This is a genomic window from Micromonospora sp. NPDC005553, from assembly GCF_042871765.1.
In the GTDB taxonomy this organism is placed as follows: domain Bacteria; phylum Actinomycetota; class Actinomycetes; order Mycobacteriales; family Micromonosporaceae; genus Micromonospora.
The window spans coordinates 594392-612843 of record NZ_JBIAJD010000004.1 but is presented as its reverse complement, the minus strand read 5'-3'; the positions used below and the strand labels follow the sequence as shown (position 1 = coordinate 612843).

The window sequence follows — 18452 nt, the reverse complement described above, 5'->3', positions numbered from 1 at the left end:
CGAAGGGAAGGTGAGGCGGACACGATGTTATTGGCCTAGACAACACTGTGTGGCACACAGTATGGTGTGACACATGGTTAGCGAGGACGTTCTACGGACGCACCTACAGGAGTTGCGTCGAGGCACCGTCGTGGTGGCCAGCCTGGTCGCGCTGCGCCGACCGGACTACGGCTACGCACTGCTGCAACGGCTCAGCGACCACGGCTTCCCGGTCGACGCCAACACCCTCTACCCGCTGCTGCGCCGCCTGGAGGACCAGGGGCTGCTGACCAGCGAGTGGAACACCGAAGAGAGCCGACCGCGCAAGTTCTACCGGACCAGCGACGAGGGCGAGTCGATGCTGAACCGGCTCCTCGACGACCTCGCCGCCGTGCAGACCTCCATCACCGGGCTGATCCAAGGAGTGGAACGATGAACACCCTGACCGACCGCTACCTCGCCGCCACCCTGCGATCGGTGCCCGCCCAGCGCCGCGACGAGATCGCCAACGAGCTGCGGGCCTCCATCGACGACATGATCGAGGGCCGGACCGATGGCGGGCAGGACGCCACCACCGCCGAGCGGGAGGTGCTCACCGAGCTGGGCAACCCCGACGTGCTGGCCGCCCGGTACGCCGACCGTCGATTGCAGCTCATCGGTCCGACCTACTACCTGCTCTGGCTGCGGCTGCTGAAGCTGCTGCTCAGCTTCATCCCGGCGCTCGTCGGCACGATCGTCACGGTGGTCGAGGCGGCGGAAGGGAAGGGTTTCGGCGCCGTCGGGCCCGGCATCGTCGCAGCAATACAGGTGGCTGTGCAGATCGCCTTCTGGCTCACAGTGACCTTCGCCATCATCGAGCGCAACCAGACGGCCGTGGACCTGCCGGAGTGGACTGTCGACCAGTTGCCCGACGCGCCGGTACGACGAGGCATCCCCCTCGCCGACACCATCGCATCGGTGATCATGTTGGTGCTGACCATCGCGTACCTGCCGCTCCAGCACTACCACTCCTGGGTGAGCGACACCGACGGCGAGAACATCGCGATCCTCGACCCGGCCCTGTGGTCGTTCTGGCTGCCGGCGCTGATCGGCGTGCTGGCACTCAGTGTGGTCTTCGAGGTCGTGAAGTACCGGATCGGCCGCTGGACCTGGGCGCTGTTCGGCACGAAGGTGCTGCTCGACCTGGCGTTCGCGGTGCCGCTGGCCTGGCTCGCGCTCTCCGACCGCCTGCTCAACCCGGCCCTGGCCGAGCGCCTGACCTGGGTGGCGGAGGCCGACAACCGGGACGGCATCGGCCTGGCCATCGCCGTGGGCGCGGCCGCGATCGTGGTCTGGGACCTGATCGACACGGCCCGGAAGACCCGCGCTCAGACGACCGCGTGAGCGACACCGGAGACGGCGGCCCGGCGCGTACCCCGCGCCGGGCCGCCGCCCGTCGACGCGACCGGACCGGCACGAGCCCTCCCGGTCGACGGGCCTGGTGGGCGGCGTGGCATCGTTCCCGGATGAGCGTGGCACCGCGAGAGGAATGGCGTCGCCCGGGCCCGACGGCGGAGCAGCGCCGCAACGACCTCTGGATCGGCCTGGGGATGACCGGGCTGGCGTTGGTCAGTCTGACCCTGGCCCGCAGCACCGGCGCGTTCCTCCTGGGCCCACCGCCGTCCGGGCCGGAGCAGCTGTTCTGGACCGTCGCGGTGACTCTCCCGCTGATCTGGCGACGACGCTGGCCGACCGCGACCCTGCTGGTCGTCGCGGTGGCGTTCATCGCCGCCCAGGCCCGCTCGGCCCCGGAGACCCAGTTCTCCTCGTGGGCCCTGTTCTGCGCCCTCTACACCGTCGGCGCGTGGGGGCAGGACCGCCAACTGTCCCGCCGGCTGCGGATCGGCGTGATCGCCACGATGTTCGCCTGGCTCGGTGTCTACTACGCGGTGATGATCGACCACATCCCGGCGGATGCCTTCGCCGACGCGGTCGGACCGGTGCCACCGGTGCTCGCCGCGATGGTCACCGGCGTGCTGCTCAACGTGCTGGTCTTCGGTTTCGGGTACTTCTTCGGCGAGACCGCGTGGGTGGCCGCGCGCCGCGAGCACGAGCTGCGCGCCCAGGCCGAGGACCTGCGCCGGTCGCAGGCCGAGGCCCGGGAGCGGGCGGTGCTCGGCGAACGGGTCCGGATCGCCCGCGAGCTGCACGACGTGGTCGCCCACCACGTGTCGGTGATGGGCGTGCAGGCATCCGCCTGCCGCCGGGTGTTCGACCGCGACCCGGGCAAGGCCCGCACCGCGCTGACCGCCATCGAGCAGAGCGCCCGCACCGCCGTCGACGAGCTGCGTCGGATGCTCGGCGTGCTGCGGACCTCCGCCGGCACCGACGCCGCGACGCCGCCGGCCGGCGGCGTCGAACGGATCGACGAGCTGGTCGAGCGGGCTCGGGCCGCCGGGCTGACGGCCACCCTCGGGGTGTACGGCGACCCGGTCGCGTTGCCCGAATCGGTCTCCCAGACGGCTTACCGGGTGACGCAGGAGGCGGTGACCAACACTTTGAAGCACGCCGAGGCGGCCCTGCTCGACGTGCGGGTCCGGTACCTGGCCCGGGAGGTGGAGGTCGACGTGACCGACGACGGGCGGGGCGGCGGGCGGGCCGACACCGACGGATTGGGCCTGATCGGCATGCGCGAACGGGTCACCGCCCACGACGGCGACCTGGAGGCCGGGCCACGGGCCGGCGGCGGCTGGCGGGTACGCGCCCGCTTCCCCCTGGCGGCGTCGCCGGACCGACCGGTGGGCCTACAGCGGGAGCCGAGCGACAGGCAGCAGGCGGCAGCCGGCGCGGAGCCGTCGGCATGAGCGCGGCAGCCCAGCAGGCGCTTGACGCCGGGCCGACGGTGCGGGTGCTGCTCGCCGACGACCAGCACCTCGTCCGTACCGGCTTCCGGGTCATCCTGGAGGTGGAGGACGACATCGAGGTGGTCGGTGAGGCCGCCGACGGCGAGCGGGCCGTCACCATGACCCGAGCCACCCGCCCCGACGTCGTACTCATGGATGTGGAGATGCCCGGGATGGACGGCCTGGAGGCCACCCGGCAGATCGTCGCCGACGGCCCCGGGGCGCCAGCGGTGCTGATCCTCACCACCTTCGACCGCGACGACTACCTGTTCGCGGCGCTGCGGGCCGGGGCCAGCGGCTTCCTGCTCAAGAACGGCACGCCGGAGGAGCTGATCGAGGCCATCCGGGTGCTGGCCAGGGGCGACGGTCTGCTCGCCCCGGAGATCACCCGCCGGGTGATCTCCACCTTCGCCCGACCCGGCGACCCGGCGGGCACCGCCCACCGGGGTCCCGAGGCCGATGCCGCGCTGGCCGGGCTGACCCCGCGCGAACGGGAGGTGCTGATGCTGCTCGCCGCCGGGTCGAGCAACGCGGAGATCGCCGCGGCCATCCACCTGGGCGAGGCGACGGTGAAGACGCACGTGAGTCGGGTACTGGCCAAGCTCGGCCTGCGCGACCGGGTGCAGGCAGTGGTGTTCGCGTACGAGAACGGGGTGGTCCGCCCGGGCGGGTGACGGCGTCCGCCGCGAGGTGGACCCGCCCGCTCACCCGCCGGGCGGACGGCACGGCGGCGTGATCGATCTAGCGTGTGTGCGTGACCAGAACGCTTCGCCTCGACGGCGTCGACCGCAGCTTCGGCGACCGTCAGGTGCTCAGGAACGTGTCCTTCGAGGTGTCCGCCGGCCGGATGACCGGTTTCGTGGGCGCCAACGGCGCCGGCAAGACCACCACCATGCGGATCATCCTGGGTGTGCTCGCCCCCGACGCGGGCGAGGTGAGCTGGGGCGGCACCACGCTGACCCCGCAGGACCGCCGGCGCTTCGGCTACATGCCGGAGGAGCGGGGCCTCTACCCGAAGATGACCACCCGCGAGCAGGTGACCTACCTGGGCCGGCTGCACGGGCTGGACGCCGCCGCAGCACGACGTTCCACCGACGCGCTGCTGGACCGGGTCGGGCTCGGCGAGCGCGGTGACGACCTGCTGGAGACGCTGTCGCTGGGCAACCAGCAGCGGGCCCAGATCGCCGCCGCGCTGGTCCACGACCCCGAGGTGCTGGTGCTCGACGAGCCGTTCTCCGGCCTCGACCCGCTGGCCGTGGAGACCGTCGTGGCCGTGCTGCGGGAACGGGCTTCGGCCGGCGCGCCGGTGCTCTTCTCCAGTCACCAGCTCGACGTGGTGGAGCGCCTCTGCGACGACCTGGTGATCATCGGGGACGGGGTGATCCGGGCCGCCGGCAGCCGGCAGCAGCTGCGCGACTCGTACACGGTGCCCCGCTTCGAGCTGGTCGTGGAACACGACGCCGGCTGGGTACGCGACCACCCCGGTGTGACAGTGGTCGAGTTGGACGGGGCGCGGGTGGTCTTCGACCTGCCGGCCGGTACCGACGAACAGCCCGTGCTGCGGGCCGCCCTCGCGCGCGGCCCGGTCCGCGCCTTCCGCCCGGTCAGCCCCTCGCTCACCGAGATCTTCCGAGAGGTCACCCAGTGAACGTCACCCAGGCCACCCGGTTGGTCGCCGAACGCGAGATCCGGGTCAAGCTGCGCGACCGCACCTTCCTGTTCGGCACGCTGTTCTTCCTGTTGATCGCCGCGGCCGGCACCATCCTGCCGCCGCTGTTCTCCGGCGGGCCGTCCACAGTGGCGGTGACCGAGAGCCTGGCCGCGCCGCTGCGCGCCGCCGGGCTGGAAGTCCGGGTCGTCTCCGATGACCGGGCCGCCGAGCAGGCCGTCCGCGACGACGACGTGGACGCCGCGGTGGTCACCGGACCGGCCGTCCTGGCCATGGACGAAGCCCCCGACGACGTGGTGAGGGCCCTGAGCACCCAGCCGACCGTCCGCCTGCTCGACCCGGACGCTGTCGATCCGGTGGTGGCGTTCCTGGTGCCGTTCGTCTTCGCGTTCGTCTTCTTCATCACCTCGCAGACGTTCGGTGTGCAGATCGCGCAGAGCGTCATCGAGGAGAAGCAGACCCGGATCGTGGAGATCCTGGTCGCCGCCGTGCCGGTCCGGGCCCTGCTCGCCGGAAAGGTGGTGGCCGGGGCCATCCTTGCGTTCGCGCAGATCGCCCTGATCGCGCTGGTGGCGGTGCTCGGGCTGCAGATCGGCGACAGCGGAGGTCTGCTCAGCCTGCTCGCCCCGGCGATCGGCTGGTTCGTACCGTTCTTCCTGATCGGTTTCGTGCTGCTCGCCGCCATGTGGGCCGCGGCCGGCGCACTGGCCAACCGGCAGGAGGACATCGCCGCCGTCTCGACGCCGGTGCAGCTCGCCGTCATGCTGCCGTTCTTCGCGGTGATCTTCCTGAACGACAACGCCACAGCGATGCGCGTGCTGTCCTACCTGCCGTTCTCGTCGCCCACGGCCATGCCGTTGCGGCTCTTCACCGGCGACGCGGCCGGCTGGGAGCCGATCGTCTCGCTGCTCCTCCTGGTGCTCGCCGCCGGTGCGTTCCTCCTCGCCGGGGCCCGGGTGTACGAGGGGTCACTCCTGCGCACCAACGGCCGGACCTCGCTGCGCACCGCCTGGCGGGAGCGGGAGACGATCGGCTGAGCCAGCGGTCCGCCCCGCCCGGGCGTCGGTGTCCTGATCGGATGCCGGCGCCCGCTGCCGTACGGCACCGTGCCGAGCGCTGTTCGGAGGCCGTGAACAGCGTGAACACTCCTACGTTGAGCCGATCCTCACGGCAACGACCTGGTCGTCGCCGGTTTCCGGACCGGAAAGGCTCCCGATGTCCCCACCGATCACCGCACGGCAACTCCGTCGTCTGCTCAGCGTCGTGCTCGCTGTCGCGCTCGCCAGCACCCTCACCGCCCTCGTCCGCCCCGCGCCGGCCGCCGCCGCTGCGGGCGACCTCATCCTCAACGGCACGTTCGACACCGGCAGCACTCAGCCCTGGTGGACCCGGCTCGCCTCGACCAGCACCACTGTCAACGCCGGGCAACTACGCGTCCGCACCAGCGCCACAGTGGGCAAACCCGTCTGGGAGGACCTGGTCGGTCACTTCGAGTTCGGGGTGACGGCCGCGCAGGCGTACCGGTTGCAGTTCGACGCCTCGGCCGACGTCAGCCGCTCCCTGCGCGTCTCGGTCTCCCGGGCGGACACGCCCTTCACCTCCGCCGTCGACCAGAACGTCACGCTGACGTCCTCGATGAGCCGCTTCACCTTCGACTTCGTGTCCCCGTTCGGCGACCCGAAGGCGGTGCTGCTGTTCCACTTCGGCGGCCAGAGCGCCTCGACGGTCCGGTTGGACAACATCTCGCTCACCCCGCTGGCCGCGAACCCGGCCACCGACCCGATCCTGTACTGGAACGGTGTCCTGCTGGCCACCTACAAGGCGCTGGACCTGCCACCCACCTCCTCGTCGCGCGAGGCCGCCATCCTGCACGCGGCGATGCACGACGCCGCCGTCTCGGTCACCGGGGTCGGCAACCCCTACCGGGTACGAGTGCCGGTCAGCTACCCCGGCACCATGGACAACGTCGTTGCGCCATCAGTGCACGCCGCCATCGACCGGGCCGCGTACGACGTGCTGACCGCCCTGTACGGCGGTCAGGGCCAGTCCTACTCCGCGGCCCTCGCCGCCGCTGTCGCGCGCCGACCGTCCGGGGTGAACGCCGCCGAGGTCGCCCGTGGTGACACCGTCGGTGCGGCGGCGGCCGCCGCCAACCTCCAGGCCCGCGCCAACGACGGATTCGACAACTCCACCGCCTACCCGGTGCAGGAGAACGTGCCCGGCGCGTGGCGGCCGACAAACGGCAAGGCGGCGGTCAGCCCGAACTGGGGACTGGTGACCCCGTTCGCGCTCACCTCGGGCCGGCAGTTCCGGCCCGGCCTACCGGCCGGCGCCACCGGGTACGCCGACCTGCTCGGCAAGCAGGAGTACCGCACCCAGGTGCAGGAGATCCGTGACTACGGCGGTCGGACGTCGTCGGTGCGGACACCCGAGCAGACGCAGATCGCGTTCTTCTGGGCCAACGACCTGGGAGGCACCTACAAGCCACCGGGTCAACTCTTCTCGCACACCCGGATCGTGTCGGAGCAGCGTCAGCTCGGCATCCTCGCCAACGCCCGGCTCTTCGGGCTGGTGGCCCTCGCCCTCGCCGACGCCGCCATCGCCGCCTGGGACGCCAAGTACCAGACGCCCATCGACCTGTGGCGGCCGGTGACGGCGATCGAGGCGATGGAGGGCCCCGGTTGGCAGCCGCTGTCGAAGACCCGCGAGGGGGTGCCGTACACCCCGGCGTTCCCGGCCTACATCTCCGGGCACGCCACCTTCGCGGGGGCCTGGTCGGCGGTGATGAAGAGGTTCTTCGGCACCGATGCGATCGCCTTCGACGCCACGACGGACGACCCGCACGCCGTGGGCGTGGTGCGGCACATGACCGGCTTCGACCACGCCGCCGAGGAGAACGCGCTGAGCCGGATCTACCTCGGCGTGCACTATCGCTTCGACGCGGACGCCGGCCTCGCCACCGGCCGCTCGGTGGGCGCGTACGTCTTCGCCAACCGCCTGCGGCCGTAACGGGGGCTCCCCGTCCGGTTCATGAGGACCGGACGGGGAGCGGCACGCGTGACAGCTAGGAAGCGCAGTTCCAGTGGCCGAAGTCGCCGGTACGGGACCAGAGCTCCCGTGCCGCCCTGATGTTCCACGCCGCGTCCAGCGCCGTCTGGCGGTCGACGCCGAACCGGGACACCTCCATGTCGCTGAACTGGAACAACCCCCAGCGGCGCGACCCGTCCTCGACGACCTCCACCCGGTAGGGGTCCAGGCCGGACAGGCAGCGCGCCACCCGCACCGCCCCGGCCGGGTCCTCCGGGAACGTCCGCCGCAGGTGTTTGCCGATCCGGTCCTCCGACCAGGTGGCGGGCACCGTGCGATCGCCCGCCAACTCGTCGAACAACCGCTCGTCCGCCGTGCCACTGACCGGCAGGCCGCCAAACGCCTGGAACACCATCACCCGGCTGGTGGTGTCCGGGCCGAACCAGCCGTCGACCGGGACAGTGAGTCCGTCGGCCACCAGATGTTCCTGGAGGCTCAGCACGCAGGGGCCGTACATGCCCTGGCGCAGCACCTCCGGGCAGCCGACCGTCGACGAACTGTCGACTGTGGAAGGGGTGAGAGGTCGCAGCGCCCCGGTCGCCCCGACCGTCAGGACGCCGAGCACCGCCAGCAGCGCCAGCCGAAGCCAGCGACGGGCCGGCCAGGGCGCTTGGGGTCGCGGCGGAACCGAGCCGACGCTCGGGCGGAGGTCCGCCGCGACGGCGGTGGACGGGCCGGCAGGGGTCCGTTGCGCGTCGCCCTCTCCTCGACAGTGCTCGCTGAGGCGAGCTTCGAGGTCCCGCCGTGCCTCCAGCCACCTGTCGACCTCGACCGCAGGGGTGCCGCAGGCGGCCAGCAACGCGACGACGGTGCGTTCCCGGGGCAGCGTCGTCCGCCCCAGCATCGTCGCGAGGGTGCTCGGCGGCAGCCAGTGCCCGGCCGCCGAGGCCTGCCGGGCCAGTTCCCGATAGGTCAGACCGGAACGCCGCCGAACCTCCCTGAGCAACGCCACGTACTCCCCCGCCGTGGCCGCCTGCGGCACCGGATCCCGGACAGCGTCATCCATCGGATCTCCCCGTGTGGTTGGTGTGGTCCAGCCCGAACCCGTGCCGGCGCGAGCCGCTCGGCCGTACACCGGTCAGCGGCGCGGCCATCGACAACGACGCTAGGTAACCCGGCCGGCCAGGACAATGCCCTGGTCACCGCGCTGGGATGTCCGGGCAGCTCACAGCGGCTTGTCCGGATCCTGTCCGACCATGTCGGACAGTCACCGCGACCTGATTTGCCCTCGCGTCCGCGGTGTCTGGAGAATCGGGCGATGACCACGGGGGAGCTACGCCCGGACGACGCGTCCGACCCGGCCGAATTCGTCGAGATGCTGCGCCAGCTCAAGGACCGGTCGGGCCTCACCTACCGACAACTGGAACAGCGTGCCGCGTCGACAGGCGACGTCCTGGCGCGCAGCACCGCGGCGGACATCCTGCGGCGGTCCACACTGCCACGCCCCGAGGTGGTGGCCGCGTTCGTGCGGGCGTGCGGCGCGGGAGAACAGGTCGAGACGTGGCTACGGGCCCGGCACCGCCTCGCGGCGGGTCAGTTGGCCCCGCCGTCCCCGGCGGCGGACCCGCCTCCGGTCGACCCGGTCACGACGGTGGCCCCGGAGCACTCCGGCCCGGCCCGCCCACGCTGGTTCGCGCGGCCCGCGCCGGTGGCGCTGCTCGTCGTCGCCCTGCTGGCCACGCTCGGCGTGGGCTTCTGGATCGAACGACGCGACGACGAACAGGGGAAGACCGCCCACGCCACCGATCCGACCGCGTCGGCGGCTGACGGTGCCCGTTCGCCGGGCGCGGGGCTCAGCCAGATCAGCCCTGCCCGCAGCCCGCACCTCTGCCTCACCGAGGGCCGCGACCGCACCGGCCAGTACACGAAGGAGATAGCGGTCCAGCGGCCCTGCACGGAGGCCACCCCACCGGACACCTCGCTGGTACCGGTGGCCGACGGAATGTTCTTCATCCACTGGGTCCACCCGGTGCTGGGGAAGGGCTGCCTCACCATCCGCGAGGAAGATCCCGGCCGGAACTTCCTCGAACCCTGGAACGTGGAGGACTGCAACGCGAACAGGCCGACGCAGGTGTTCCACTTCGAACCGACCGGAGCGAACCCCGACGCGTACCGGATCCGGCCCGACCGGAGCGAGTTGTGCGTCGGCCTGCGCGACGACGACAACGACGTGGCAAACGCGGCGCTGGTCGAGCCGTGCACCGGCGGCCCGGATCAGGTGTTCCTGGTCAAAGCGCTGCCCGGGAACTGACGTCGCCGCCGCTCACCGCGCGGGTGGCACCTGATCCCAGCCGGCGGGCAGCGGGGGCGCCGTCCAGGCCGGGTCCGGCTGCCAGGTGGCCCACGACCGGTCCCACCAGCGCTCACCGGCGTCGAGCAGGGCAGCGATCCGGTCACCCTCGGCCTGGATGGTGTCCGCCATGCCCGGGTAGCGCCCCTCGACGAGGCGCTGGGCGAACAGCTCCACGTCCTTCCAGACGTACCGGTCGGCGTCCGCGGCCCACCACAGGTCCAGCTCGTGGTCCAGGGTGTCCACCCCGATCGGGGTACGCCGCACCGGGTCCTGGAGGTTGAAGTACCAGCCGGCGAAGTCGCGCGCCGGCCCGGCCCAGAACACGTCGATCGAGTGCGCCTCACCGGGGCGTTGCAGCATCAGCTTGCCGTGCCCGGACCAGGAGCGGTGCCCGGCGGCCTCCCACGGGTGCCGCCCGCAGGGGAAGACGCCGGTGTCCGGGTAGCCGAACTCGGCCCCTGGTGGAAGGAAGAGGGCGAGCAGGTCAGGCGAATCCTCGACGCAGATCGTCGGGCAGCCGAACCAGACCTCACCCCGCAGCACCTCACGCCGTACCACGGTGTCACCAGCCGCAAACCGCGCTACCACCACCGCAACACCCCCTCAACCCACATCCCGCCGCGATCTTGCACTTTCTGTTGGCGATATGCCAGGTGTTGCCCGGTGTGTCGGGTCAGAAAGTGCAAGATCGCGGCGGGATGGGGCGGCGGCGCGACGAGGTCAGGTCAGGCGTCGACCGCTGCCATCACGTCGTCGCTCACGTCGAAGTTGGCGTAGACGTTCTGGACGTCGTCGCAGTCCTCCAGGACGTCGATCAGCTTGAAGATCTTGCGCGCGCCCTCTTCGTCCAGCGGCACGTTGACGCTGGGGATCAGGGAGGACTCGGCCGACTCGTACTCGATGCCGGCGTCCTGCAGCGCCGTGCGCACCGGGATCAGGTCGGTCGGCTCGGAGACCACCTCGTACGCCTCACCGATGTCGTTGACCTCTTCGGCGCCGGCGTCGAGGACGGCCAGCATCACGTCGTCCTCGCTGGTGCCCTCCTTGGGGACGATCACCACGCCCTTGCGGGAGAACATGTACGACACCGAGCCGGCGTCGGCGAGCGAGCCGCCGTTGCGGGTCAGCGCGGTCCGTACCTCGGTCGCCGCCCGGTTGCGGTTGTCGGTGAGGCACTCGATGAGCATGGCGACGCCGCTCGGGCCGTACCCCTCATACATGATCGTCTGCCAGTCGGCGCCGCCCGCTTCCAGGCCGGAGCCGCGCTTGACGGCGCGGTCGATGTTGTCGTTCGGCACCGAGCTCTTCTTCGCCTTCTGAATGGCGTCGAAGAGCGTCGGGTTGCCGGTGGGGTCGCCGCCGCCGATCCGCGCGGCCACCTCGACGTTCTTGATCAGCTTGGCGAACATCTTGCCGCGCTTGGCGTCGATGACGGCCTTCTTGTGCTTGGTCGTCGCCCACTTTGAGTGGCCGGACATCTGCTACCTCCGTTGCTACCCGCCGTCTGCATCGACCGCACCGCTCACGCCCCGCTCCCACCGGCGCACGCGGAGGTGCCGGTCAGCTCTGGTGGAAGCCGTGGCGGGCAGATGGCCCTGCCGAATCTCCGCAATCCTACCGACGTCCCTCGGGTCGCTGTCACGCACCGCGCGTGGCTGCCTCCCCGCGCCTGCCCAAATCGGGCAGACGCCGGGAAAGCGGATTCACCTCATCAGGATGGTCTCCGTCTCAGCTCACCAGCTCCGCCTGGTCGGCCGCCACCCGTGCCTGGTCGACCGGACGGCCTGCTCGCGACCAGGTCACGATCTCGGTGAGCATCGCCGACAACTCCGCCTCCCGGCCGTCGGCCGGCACGAAGCGGCCGGCGGTCGGGTCACCACTGTCGGCCCCGGTGAAGTCGAAATCGGTGAAGATCGACAGTGCCACCTCCGTCGGCACCACCACGGTCCGCACCTCGGTCAGGATCGCCCGCAGGTGGTCGGCTGCCCGAGTGCCACCCCGTACGCCGTAGCTCAGCACCCCGGCCACCTTGTCGGTCCACTCCGCATACAGGTAGTCGATGCCGTTCTTGAGCGCGGCCGGGATCGAGCGGTTGTAGTCCGGGGTGACGAACACGAAGGCGTCGCAGGCGTCCACCACGGCCGCCCACCGCAGGGTGTGCGGGCGTCGGTAATCGCCGAACAGTGCCGGCACCGGCTCGTCGAGCAGTGGCAATTCCTGCTCCGCCAGGTCCACGAGCGTGCAGACGGCGTCCCCGACACGTACCGCCTCGTGCCGCTCGGCCACCTCCATGGCCCAACGGGCGATCGCCGTGCCACGTCGACCGGGACGGGTGCTGCCCACGATCAGGCCGATCCGCAGCGGGCCCATGCTCTGTGCGTTTGTCATGACCACGATCCTGTGCGCGACGGCACGGGCCGGGGAGACCGCCGCGAGGATGGCCCTGTCAGGGCCACCCACCAACCGATGCCGGCTGCCAGACTGGGCCGGTGATGGACGGAGAGCTGGGCGCGTTCCTCCGCAGTCGTCGCGAGGCGCGGCAACCGGCCGAGGTCGGCCTCGCCGAGGGGCCGCGCCGCCGCACCCCCGGGCTGCGCCGAGCCGAACTGGCGACGTTGGCGCAGGTCAGCGTCGAATACCTGACCCGGCTGGAGCAGGGCCGCGACACCCGGCCGTCGCCGGAGATCCTCGCCGCGCTCGCCGACGCGCTGCGCCTGGACAGCCCCGACCGGGAACACCTGCGGCAGCTCGCCTCGGCCCAGCACGCCCGACAGCTCTGCTCGGGCGACCGGCCTACGGTTTCCCGTACCGTCCGGCCAACGGTCCGCGCCATGCTCGACGCGCTGCGCGACACCCCGGCGTACGTGCTCAACCGGCTCGGTGACGTGCTGGCCTGGAACGACCCGTTCGAGCGGCTGGCCCGCCCGCTCGGCCTGCTGGACGGGTCGCGACCGAACCTGGTCTGGTTCGTGCTGACCGACGAGCGGGCCCGCGGGCACTACCCGCAGTGGTCGGCGGTGGCCGACCAGCAGGTTGCGGAGCTGCACCTGCTGCGGCGAGGCGACCCGGCCAGCGACGCCTTCGCCGAGCGGCTGGCCCGGACGGCGGGAGCGCCGTTCACCGACCGTTGGCGGCGGCGACCGGTGACCGCCGCACGGGCCGGCCTGCTGACGGTGCGGCATCCCGAGGCAGGGCTGCTCCGCCTCAACGTCGAGACGCTGGAACTGGCCGAGGCAGACCCGCAGCGGCTGGTGGTGCAGTTGCCCGCCGACGCCGCCACAGCGACCGCGCTCGACGAGTTGGCGGGCCGCCGCCCGGGGCGCCTGCGTGCGGTCGCCGGCTGAGCGACGGGCACCCCGTCACCCGGCAGCGCGGACCAGGTCCACGAAGTACGCGTGCACGCGCAGGTCACCGGTGAGCTCCGGGTGGAACGAGGTGGCCAACAGGTTGCCCTGTCGCACCGCGACGATCCGGTCGGCGGCCGGGCCGTCGGACACCACCCCGATGACCTCGACGCCGGCACCGACCCGCTCGACCCACGGCGCGCGGATGAACACCGCGTGGAACGGCTCGCCCGGCACCCCGGCGACGGTCACCGGCGCCTCGAACGAGTCGACCTGCCGGCCGAAAGCGTTGCGCCGGACGGTCATGTCGATGCCGGCGAAGCCCCGCTGATCGGGTCGACCGTCGAGCACCTCGGTCGCCAACATGATCATCCCGGCGCAGGAGCCGTAGACCGGCATGCCGTCGGCGATCCGCTTGTCGATCGGCTCGCGCATCTCGAAGATGTCGGCGAGCTTGCTCATTGTGGTGGACTCGCCGCCCGGGATGACCAGGCCGTCGACCGCGTCCAGCTCCGCCGGACGGCGGACCGGGCGGGCGTCCGCGCCCGCCGCGGCCAGCGCCGCCACGTGCTCGCGGACATCACCCTGGAGCGCGAGCACACCGATGGTGGGCGCGCCCATGCCTACCAACCCCGCTCGGCCAGACGGTGCGGCTGCGGGATCTCGTCGACGTTGATGCCGACCATGGCCTCGCCGAGGCCCCGGGAGACCTTGGCCAGCACGTCGGGGTCGTCATGGAAGGTGGTCGCCTTGACGATCGCGGCGGCCCGCTGAGCCGGGTTGCCCGCCTTGAAGATGCCGGAGCCGACGAAGACGCCCTCCGCGCCGAGCTGCATCATCATCGCCGCGTCGGCCGGGGTGGCGATCCCACCGGCGGTGAACAGCACCACCGGCAGCTTGCCGCTCTCGGCGACCTCCTTGACCAGCTCGTACGGGGCCTGCAACTCCTTGGCCGCGACGTACAGCTCGTCGGTCGGCAGCGAGGCCAGCCGGGCGATCTCCTGGCGGATCTTCCGCATGTGGGTGGTGGCGTTGGAGACGTCACCGGTGCCGGCCTCGCCCTTGGAGCGGATCATCGCCGCGCCCTCGGTGATCCGGCGCAACGCCTCGCCCAGGTTGGTGGCGCCACAGACGAAGGGCACCGTGAACGCCCACTTGTCGATGTGGTTGGCGTAGTCGGCCGGGGTCAGCACCTCGGACTCGTCGACGTAGTCCACGCCGAGCGACTGGAGGATCTGCGCCTCCACGAAGTGGCCGATGCGGGCCTTGGCCATCACCGGGATGGAGACCGCCTCGATGATTCCGTCGATCATGTCGGGGTCGCTCATCCGGGACACCCCACCCTGCGCGCGGATGTCGGCGGGCACCCGCTCCAGGGCCATCACCGCGACGGCGCCGGCGTCCTCGGCGATCTTGGCCTGTTCGGCGTTGACGACATCCATGATCACGCCGCCCTTGAGCATCTCGGCCATGCCACGCTTCACGCGGGCGGTGCCGACGACGGGGGCGTTACCGGTGTTCGAGGCGGTGTTTTCGGGCACGGGTGATCGCTCCTTGGACATGCTCCGGGGGTGGCGCCGGAAATGCTACGCGCGGTGCAACGCCGCACCGACAGCCAATCAGACCCCCGGTGGCCTGCACTGTGGCAGTGGTCACCGGCCCGCCCGCGCCCATCTGGGAGCAGGGGGTCAGGCGGCGGGGACGTCCGCCGGCACGACGAGGGTCGGGTCGTCGATGTCGAAGTAACGCGGCCACTCCCGGCCCCGCCCCATCCGCAACAGGCGCACCAGCGGCCGGCTGCGCGCCGAACGGGCGTCCCGGACCAGGTCGGTGTGCACCTGCCGGGACAACGCGAGCCGACGACTAGCGGCGACGACCGCAGCGCAGTCCGGGTCGCCCGGGTCCAACTGGACGCCGCGCAACTGCCGGGTCAGGTCGTTCTCCGCCGCCTCCCGCTCGTCCGGACCGGCGTCCAGGGCGATGCGGGCCGCCGCGTACAGCTCGACGCCGAAACGCCGCTCAGCCAGGACCGCGGCTGCCGCCGCGCGGCGCAGCAGGTGGGCGTCGAGAGCCCGGGCCGCCAGCTCCGCGCGGCCCTGTAGCCGCTCCACCCGGCCGGCGGTCCAGATGAGGTACGCCGCGACCAGCCCCACGACCACGCTCGCGGCCACCACCCACCACATGTGCGGCATCGTAGTGCTGCTCCGTTTCGTCCGATTGGGCGCGTCCGGACCGGTCCCGCCGGTCACCACCGCACCATCCGTCACACCGGCTCAGCTCAGCCCCACCCACTCCTGGTCGATGACCCGCCCGTCGGTTGCCTCGATCGCCGCTGCGTATACCTCCAGAACGCGGCGAGCAACCACCGGCCAGTCGAAATTCGCGACCACCTGATCGCCACAGGCAGTCAGCGTGGCCCGCGCGCCCGGGTCGTCCAGCAGCTCGGTCAGCACGCCACGCAGCCCCACCGAGTCTCCGGTGGGGAAGAGCCGGCCGGCCCGCCCACCGTCGAGCACCCGCCGGAACGCGTCCAGATCGCTGGCGATGACCGTCGTACCCGCCGCCAGCGCCTCGGTGAGGATCATGCCGAACGACTCACCGCCGGTGTTCGGTGCGACGTAGAGGTGCACACTGCGCAACATGCGCGCCTTGTCCGCTTCGCTGACCAGGCCGAGGAACGTGATCTGCTCGTGCAGTTCGGCCGGGAACTGGTCGTACAGGTCGTCGGGGTCACCCGGGCCGGCGACCAGCAACCGCAGACCGGGCCGGGTGGCGGCCAGCGCCACGAACGCGTCGCGCAGCACCGGGAAGCCCTTGCGCGCCTCGGTGAACCGGCCCAGGAAGCCGAGCGTGCCGCCGGTGCCGGCCGCGCACTCCCCCGGCCAACCCGGCAACGGCTCGGCGTCGGCGAACTTGGCCACCGCCACCCCGTTGGGGATCTCCACCGCCCCGCCGTCCATGTGCTCGACCTGCACCTTGCGGGCCAGCGCGCTCACCGCGATGCGGGCCGTGATCCGCTCCAACACGATCTGGAGCACACCCTGCGCGGCGGCGAGGACCCGCGAACGGGTCATCGCGGTGTGGAACGTGGCCACCACCGGGCCACGGGCGGAGAGCACGGCCAGCAGCGACAAACTCAGCGTGAGCGGCTCGTGCACGTGCAGCACGTCGAAGTCACCGTTGGTGATCCACCGCCGCACCCGGGCGGTCGACACCGGGCCGAACGCGATCCGAGCCACCGAACCGTTGTACGGCAGCGGAACGGCCCGCCCGGCCGACACCACGTACTCCGGCAGCGGCGAATCCTCGTCGGCCGGTGCGAGCACGCTGACCTCGTGGCCCAGCGCGATCAGCGCCTCGGCCAGGTCCATGACGTGGTTCTGCACCCCACCGGGCACATCGAAGGAGTACGGGCACACGATGCCGATCCGCATCCGTCAGCCCACCTCCTCAGGCCGGGCCGGAGGCCGACGAGGGCAGCGCCGCGCCCTCCCCCGACCTCGACTGGTCCAGCCACATCCGCTGCAACATGTGCCAGTCTTCCGGATGCCGGGCGATACCCGCCGCCAGACCGTCGGCGATCAGCTGGGTCAGCGACCGGACCCGCTGGTCCAGTGGCCCCGCCTCGGGGCCGGGCACCGGCAGCGGGCCAGCCAGCGACGCACAGGCGGCGTCCGGTTCGTACCACATCGAGGCCACGTAGAGCGGCGCGCCGGTGTGCAACGCGAGCAGCGCCGGCCCGGCGGGCATCCGGGTCTTCGCGCCGAAGAAGTCCACCTCCACCCCCCGGGCGGAGAGATCACGGTCGGCCAGCAACGGCACCACCGCGCCGGCCCGGAGCCGGTCCAGCAGCACGTCGAACGCCGGACGCGGCCCACCGTGGGTCGGCAGGATCTCCATGCCCAGCTCAGCGCGGAAGGCCATGAAACGCCGGTACACGCCCTCCGGCTTGAGCCGTTCCATGACAGTGGTGATCGGCCAACCGGTGGCCGCCACCCAGGCGCCCGCGGCGTCCCAGTTGCCGGCGTGCGGCAGGGCCACCACCGCGCCCCGGCCGGCGGCCACGTCAGCGGCGAGCAGCTCGGCGCCGTCGAGCCGGAAATTGGACAGGATCTGCGACCGGCTCAACCCGGGCAGCCGGAACGCCTCCATCCAGTACCTGGCGTACGAGCGCAAACCGCGCTTGACGAGATCGTCCAACTCGGCGTCGGGCAGCTCCGGGCCGACCACCCGGCGCAGGTTCGCGCGCAGTCGGGCCGTACCCCCGCCGCCGGCGCGGTGGGCGCGGTCCGCGCCCGCCTGGAACGCCGCCGCCACCAACGGCCGGGGTAGCGCGCGAACCACCCGCCACCCGGCGATGTAGCCCAGCTCGGTGAGGTTCACGCGGCTCTGCCGCCGGTCGTCCGACGCCCGGTCGTCGGCACGCCACTCACGCCTGGCCGTCCGGCTGGAGCTGCTGGGCCTGGCGGTAGACGTGCGTCATCCGCTGCCCCACCGTGAAGATCGACACGGCGGCGAGCAGCCAGAGCGCGATCTCCAGGGCCGGATCGACACCGACACCGGTGAGGATCCCGCCGACCCCGACGATCAGCAGCCGCTCGGTGCGCTCGGCGATGCCCACGTTGCAGGTCATGCCGAGCCCTTCGGCGCGAGCCTTCACGTAGGAGACGAGGCTGCCGGCGGCCAGGCAGACCAGCGCGGCGGCGACCCCGGAGTAGTTGCCCTGCGTGGCCAGCCAGTACGCGACAGCGCCGAAGACGGCGCTGTCGGCGACCCGGTCCATGCTTGAGTCGAGGAAGGCGCCGAACCTGGTGGAGCCGCCGCTCATCCGGGCCATCGTCCCGTCGAGCAGGTCGGTGAGCGCGAACAGGGTGACGATCAACGCGCCCGCGACCAGGTGGCCGCGAGCACCGAAGCCGAGCGCGCCGACGAGCACACCAACGGTGCCCGCGACGGTGACGGCATTGGGGGTGACGCCCGCGCGCAGCAGGGCGCGGGCAATCGGCTCTACGACGCGGGTCATCCCCGCGCGGGCCGACACTTGGAAGATCTTCGCCATGGCGGTCCCCACGATAACGGTCCGCCCAGCTCCGGCGATACGGACGGTACCGCCGACCCGCCCGGGGGAGGCTTGTGCCTATCCGGCAACGGGTGTGAGATCGAGCCGGGAGGTGAGCCAGCTCACCCGTCCGCCCGTC

Annotated in this window: 19 protein-coding genes; 9 read left to right on the top strand and 10 right to left on the bottom strand. The window is 71.8% G+C overall.

Annotated features, from left to right (window positions below; translation table 11 throughout):
* The first annotated feature begins 73 nt into the window (after window positions 1-73).
* From ACFYPG_RS19910 to ACFYPG_RS19880, 7 genes are all read left to right on the top strand, one after another.
* Window positions 74-415, top strand: a complete 342-nt coding sequence (locus tag ACFYPG_RS19910) for a PadR family transcriptional regulator (protein WP_124862757.1) — start codon at window positions 74-76, stop codon at window positions 413-415.
* Window positions 412-1362: an HAAS signaling domain-containing protein gene (locus ACFYPG_RS19905; RefSeq protein ID WP_355007280.1), complete on the top strand. Its 951-nt coding sequence runs from the start codon at window positions 412-414 to the stop codon at window positions 1360-1362. The genes ACFYPG_RS19910 and ACFYPG_RS19905 overlap by 4 nt, the downstream gene beginning before the upstream one ends.
* Window positions 1363-1484: 122 nt before the next feature.
* Entirely contained in the window at window positions 1485-2822 is a 1338-nt protein-coding gene (locus ACFYPG_RS19900; protein ID WP_355007279.1) for a sensor histidine kinase, read from the top strand.
* Window positions 2819-3535, top strand: coding sequence for a response regulator transcription factor (locus tag ACFYPG_RS19895; protein ID WP_355007278.1), 717 nt, complete (start codon window positions 2819-2821; stop codon window positions 3533-3535). Before ACFYPG_RS19900 ends, ACFYPG_RS19895 begins: the two co-directional genes overlap by 4 nt.
* 80 nt (window positions 3536-3615) lie before the next feature.
* A complete protein-coding gene (locus ACFYPG_RS19890; protein WP_355007277.1) occupies window positions 3616-4509 on the top strand; it encodes an ATP-binding cassette domain-containing protein in 894 nt (297 codons plus the stop codon).
* Entirely contained in the window at window positions 4506-5567 is a 1062-nt protein-coding gene (locus ACFYPG_RS19885; protein WP_355007276.1) for an ABC transporter permease, read from the top strand. The genes ACFYPG_RS19890 and ACFYPG_RS19885 overlap by 4 nt, the downstream gene beginning before the upstream one ends.
* Window positions 5568-5745: 178 nt before the next feature.
* On the top strand, window positions 5746-7539 hold the full coding sequence (locus tag ACFYPG_RS19880; protein ID WP_355007275.1) for a carbohydrate binding domain-containing protein: 1794 nt from the start codon (window positions 5746-5748) through the stop codon (window positions 7537-7539).
* 55 nt (window positions 7540-7594) lie between these two features.
* Here the strand turns inward: ACFYPG_RS19880 and ACFYPG_RS19875 are convergent, their stop codons facing one another.
* Window positions 7595-8623: a peptidoglycan-binding protein gene (locus ACFYPG_RS19875; protein WP_355007274.1), complete on the bottom strand. Its 1029-nt coding sequence runs from the start codon at window positions 8621-8623 to the stop codon at window positions 7595-7597.
* Window positions 8624-8875: 252 nt separating this feature from the next.
* On the opposite strand from ACFYPG_RS19875, the gene ACFYPG_RS19870 reads away from it, so the two are divergent.
* Window positions 8876-9868 (top strand): helix-turn-helix domain-containing protein, encoded by a 993-nt coding sequence (locus ACFYPG_RS19870; protein ID WP_387353279.1) that lies wholly within the window; start codon window positions 8876-8878, stop codon window positions 9866-9868.
* Between the two features lie 12 nt (window positions 9869-9880).
* On the opposite strand, the gene ACFYPG_RS19865 is transcribed toward ACFYPG_RS19870, so the two are convergent.
* From ACFYPG_RS19865 to ACFYPG_RS19855, 3 genes are all read right to left on the bottom strand, one after another.
* Window positions 9881-10498, bottom strand: coding sequence for a DUF402 domain-containing protein (locus ACFYPG_RS19865; protein ID WP_387353277.1), 618 nt, complete (start codon window positions 10496-10498; stop codon window positions 9881-9883).
* A gap of 137 nt (window positions 10499-10635) precedes the next feature.
* A complete protein-coding gene (locus tag ACFYPG_RS19860; protein WP_091401738.1) occupies window positions 10636-11388 on the bottom strand; it encodes a YebC/PmpR family DNA-binding transcriptional regulator in 753 nt (250 codons plus the stop codon).
* 250 nt (window positions 11389-11638) lie between these two features.
* The gene (locus ACFYPG_RS19855; RefSeq protein WP_387353275.1) at window positions 11639-12298 is read right to left on the bottom strand and encodes an NADPH-dependent FMN reductase; all 660 of its coding nucleotides are present in this window, start codon (window positions 12296-12298) and stop codon (window positions 11639-11641) included.
* Between the two features lie 104 nt (window positions 12299-12402).
* Between ACFYPG_RS19855 and ACFYPG_RS19850 the strand changes: the two genes are divergently transcribed.
* On the top strand, window positions 12403-13254 hold the full coding sequence (locus tag ACFYPG_RS19850) for a helix-turn-helix transcriptional regulator (protein WP_387353461.1): 852 nt from the start codon (window positions 12403-12405) through the stop codon (window positions 13252-13254).
* A gap of 15 nt (window positions 13255-13269) precedes the next feature.
* Here ACFYPG_RS19850 and pdxT read toward each other — a convergent pair whose 3' ends face one another.
* The 6 genes from pdxT to pgsA form a co-directional block, all read right to left on the bottom strand.
* Window positions 13270-13875 carry a pyridoxal 5'-phosphate synthase glutaminase subunit PdxT gene (gene pdxT / locus ACFYPG_RS19845; protein ID WP_357204354.1) on the bottom strand — a complete coding sequence of 202 codons (606 nt, stop codon included), beginning with the start codon at window positions 13873-13875 and terminating at the stop codon, window positions 13270-13272.
* Window positions 13876-13877: 2 nt separating this feature from the next.
* Window positions 13878-14816 carry a pyridoxal 5'-phosphate synthase lyase subunit PdxS gene (pdxS, locus tag ACFYPG_RS19840; RefSeq protein WP_387353273.1) on the bottom strand — a complete coding sequence of 313 codons (939 nt, stop codon included), beginning with the start codon at window positions 14814-14816 and terminating at the stop codon, window positions 13878-13880.
* A gap of 126 nt (window positions 14817-14942) precedes the next feature.
* Entirely contained in the window at window positions 14943-15446 is a 504-nt protein-coding gene (locus ACFYPG_RS19835) for a hypothetical protein (RefSeq protein ID WP_355007263.1), read from the bottom strand.
* An 81-nt stretch (window positions 15447-15527) separates the two neighbouring features.
* Window positions 15528-16688, bottom strand: a complete 1161-nt coding sequence (locus ACFYPG_RS19830) for a glycosyltransferase family 4 protein (protein ID WP_355007262.1) — start codon at window positions 16686-16688, stop codon at window positions 15528-15530.
* A 16-nt stretch (window positions 16689-16704) separates the two neighbouring features.
* Complete coding sequence (locus tag ACFYPG_RS19825) at window positions 16705-17637, bottom strand: phosphatidylinositol mannoside acyltransferase (protein ID WP_355007261.1); 933 nt, start codon at window positions 17635-17637, stop codon at window positions 16705-16707.
* 46 nt (window positions 17638-17683) lie between these two features.
* On the bottom strand, window positions 17684-18313 hold the full coding sequence (pgsA, locus tag ACFYPG_RS19820) for a phosphatidylinositol phosphate synthase (RefSeq protein ID WP_355007260.1): 630 nt from the start codon (window positions 18311-18313) through the stop codon (window positions 17684-17686).
* Window positions 18314-18452 lie beyond the last annotated feature (139 nt).

Bases quoted from the DNA above. Each gene is read 5' to 3' on its own strand.
- ACFYPG_RS19910 (WP_124862757.1), top strand. From the start codon at position 74: ATGGTTAGCGAGGACGTTCTACGGACGCACCTACAGGAGTTGCGTCGA.
- ACFYPG_RS19905 (WP_355007280.1), top strand. From the start codon at position 412: ATGAACACCCTGACCGACCGCTACCTCGCCGCCACCCTGCGATCGGTG.
- ACFYPG_RS19900 (WP_355007279.1), top strand. From the start codon at position 1,485: ATGAGCGTGGCACCGCGAGAGGAATGGCGTCGCCCGGGCCCGACGGCG.
- ACFYPG_RS19895 (WP_355007278.1), top strand. From the start codon at position 2,819: ATGAGCGCGGCAGCCCAGCAGGCGCTTGACGCCGGGCCGACGGTGCGG.
- ACFYPG_RS19880 (WP_355007275.1), top strand. From the start codon at position 5,746: ATGTCCCCACCGATCACCGCACGGCAACTCCGTCGTCTGCTCAGCGTC.
- ACFYPG_RS19875 (WP_355007274.1), bottom strand. From the start codon at position 8,623: ATGGATGACGCTGTCCGGGATCCGGTGCCGCAGGCGGCCACGGCGGGG.
- ACFYPG_RS19870 (WP_387353279.1), top strand. From the start codon at position 8,876: ATGACCACGGGGGAGCTACGCCCGGACGACGCGTCCGACCCGGCCGAA.
- ACFYPG_RS19860 (WP_091401738.1), bottom strand. From the start codon at position 11,388: ATGTCCGGCCACTCAAAGTGGGCGACGACCAAGCACAAGAAGGCCGTC.
- ACFYPG_RS19855 (WP_387353275.1), bottom strand. From the start codon at position 12,298: ATGACAAACGCACAGAGCATGGGCCCGCTGCGGATCGGCCTGATCGTG.
- ACFYPG_RS19850 (WP_387353461.1), top strand. From the start codon at position 12,403: ATGGACGGAGAGCTGGGCGCGTTCCTCCGCAGTCGTCGCGAGGCGCGG.
- pdxT (WP_357204354.1), bottom strand. From the start codon at position 13,875: ATGGGCGCGCCCACCATCGGTGTGCTCGCGCTCCAGGGTGATGTCCGC.
- pdxS (WP_387353273.1), bottom strand. From the start codon at position 14,816: ATGTCCAAGGAGCGATCACCCGTGCCCGAAAACACCGCCTCGAACACC.
- ACFYPG_RS19835 (WP_355007263.1), bottom strand. From the start codon at position 15,446: ATGCCGCACATGTGGTGGGTGGTGGCCGCGAGCGTGGTCGTGGGGCTG.
- ACFYPG_RS19830 (WP_355007262.1), bottom strand. From the start codon at position 16,688: ATGCGGATCGGCATCGTGTGCCCGTACTCCTTCGATGTGCCCGGTGGG.
- pgsA (WP_355007260.1), bottom strand. From the start codon at position 18,313: ATGGCGAAGATCTTCCAAGTGTCGGCCCGCGCGGGGATGACCCGCGTC.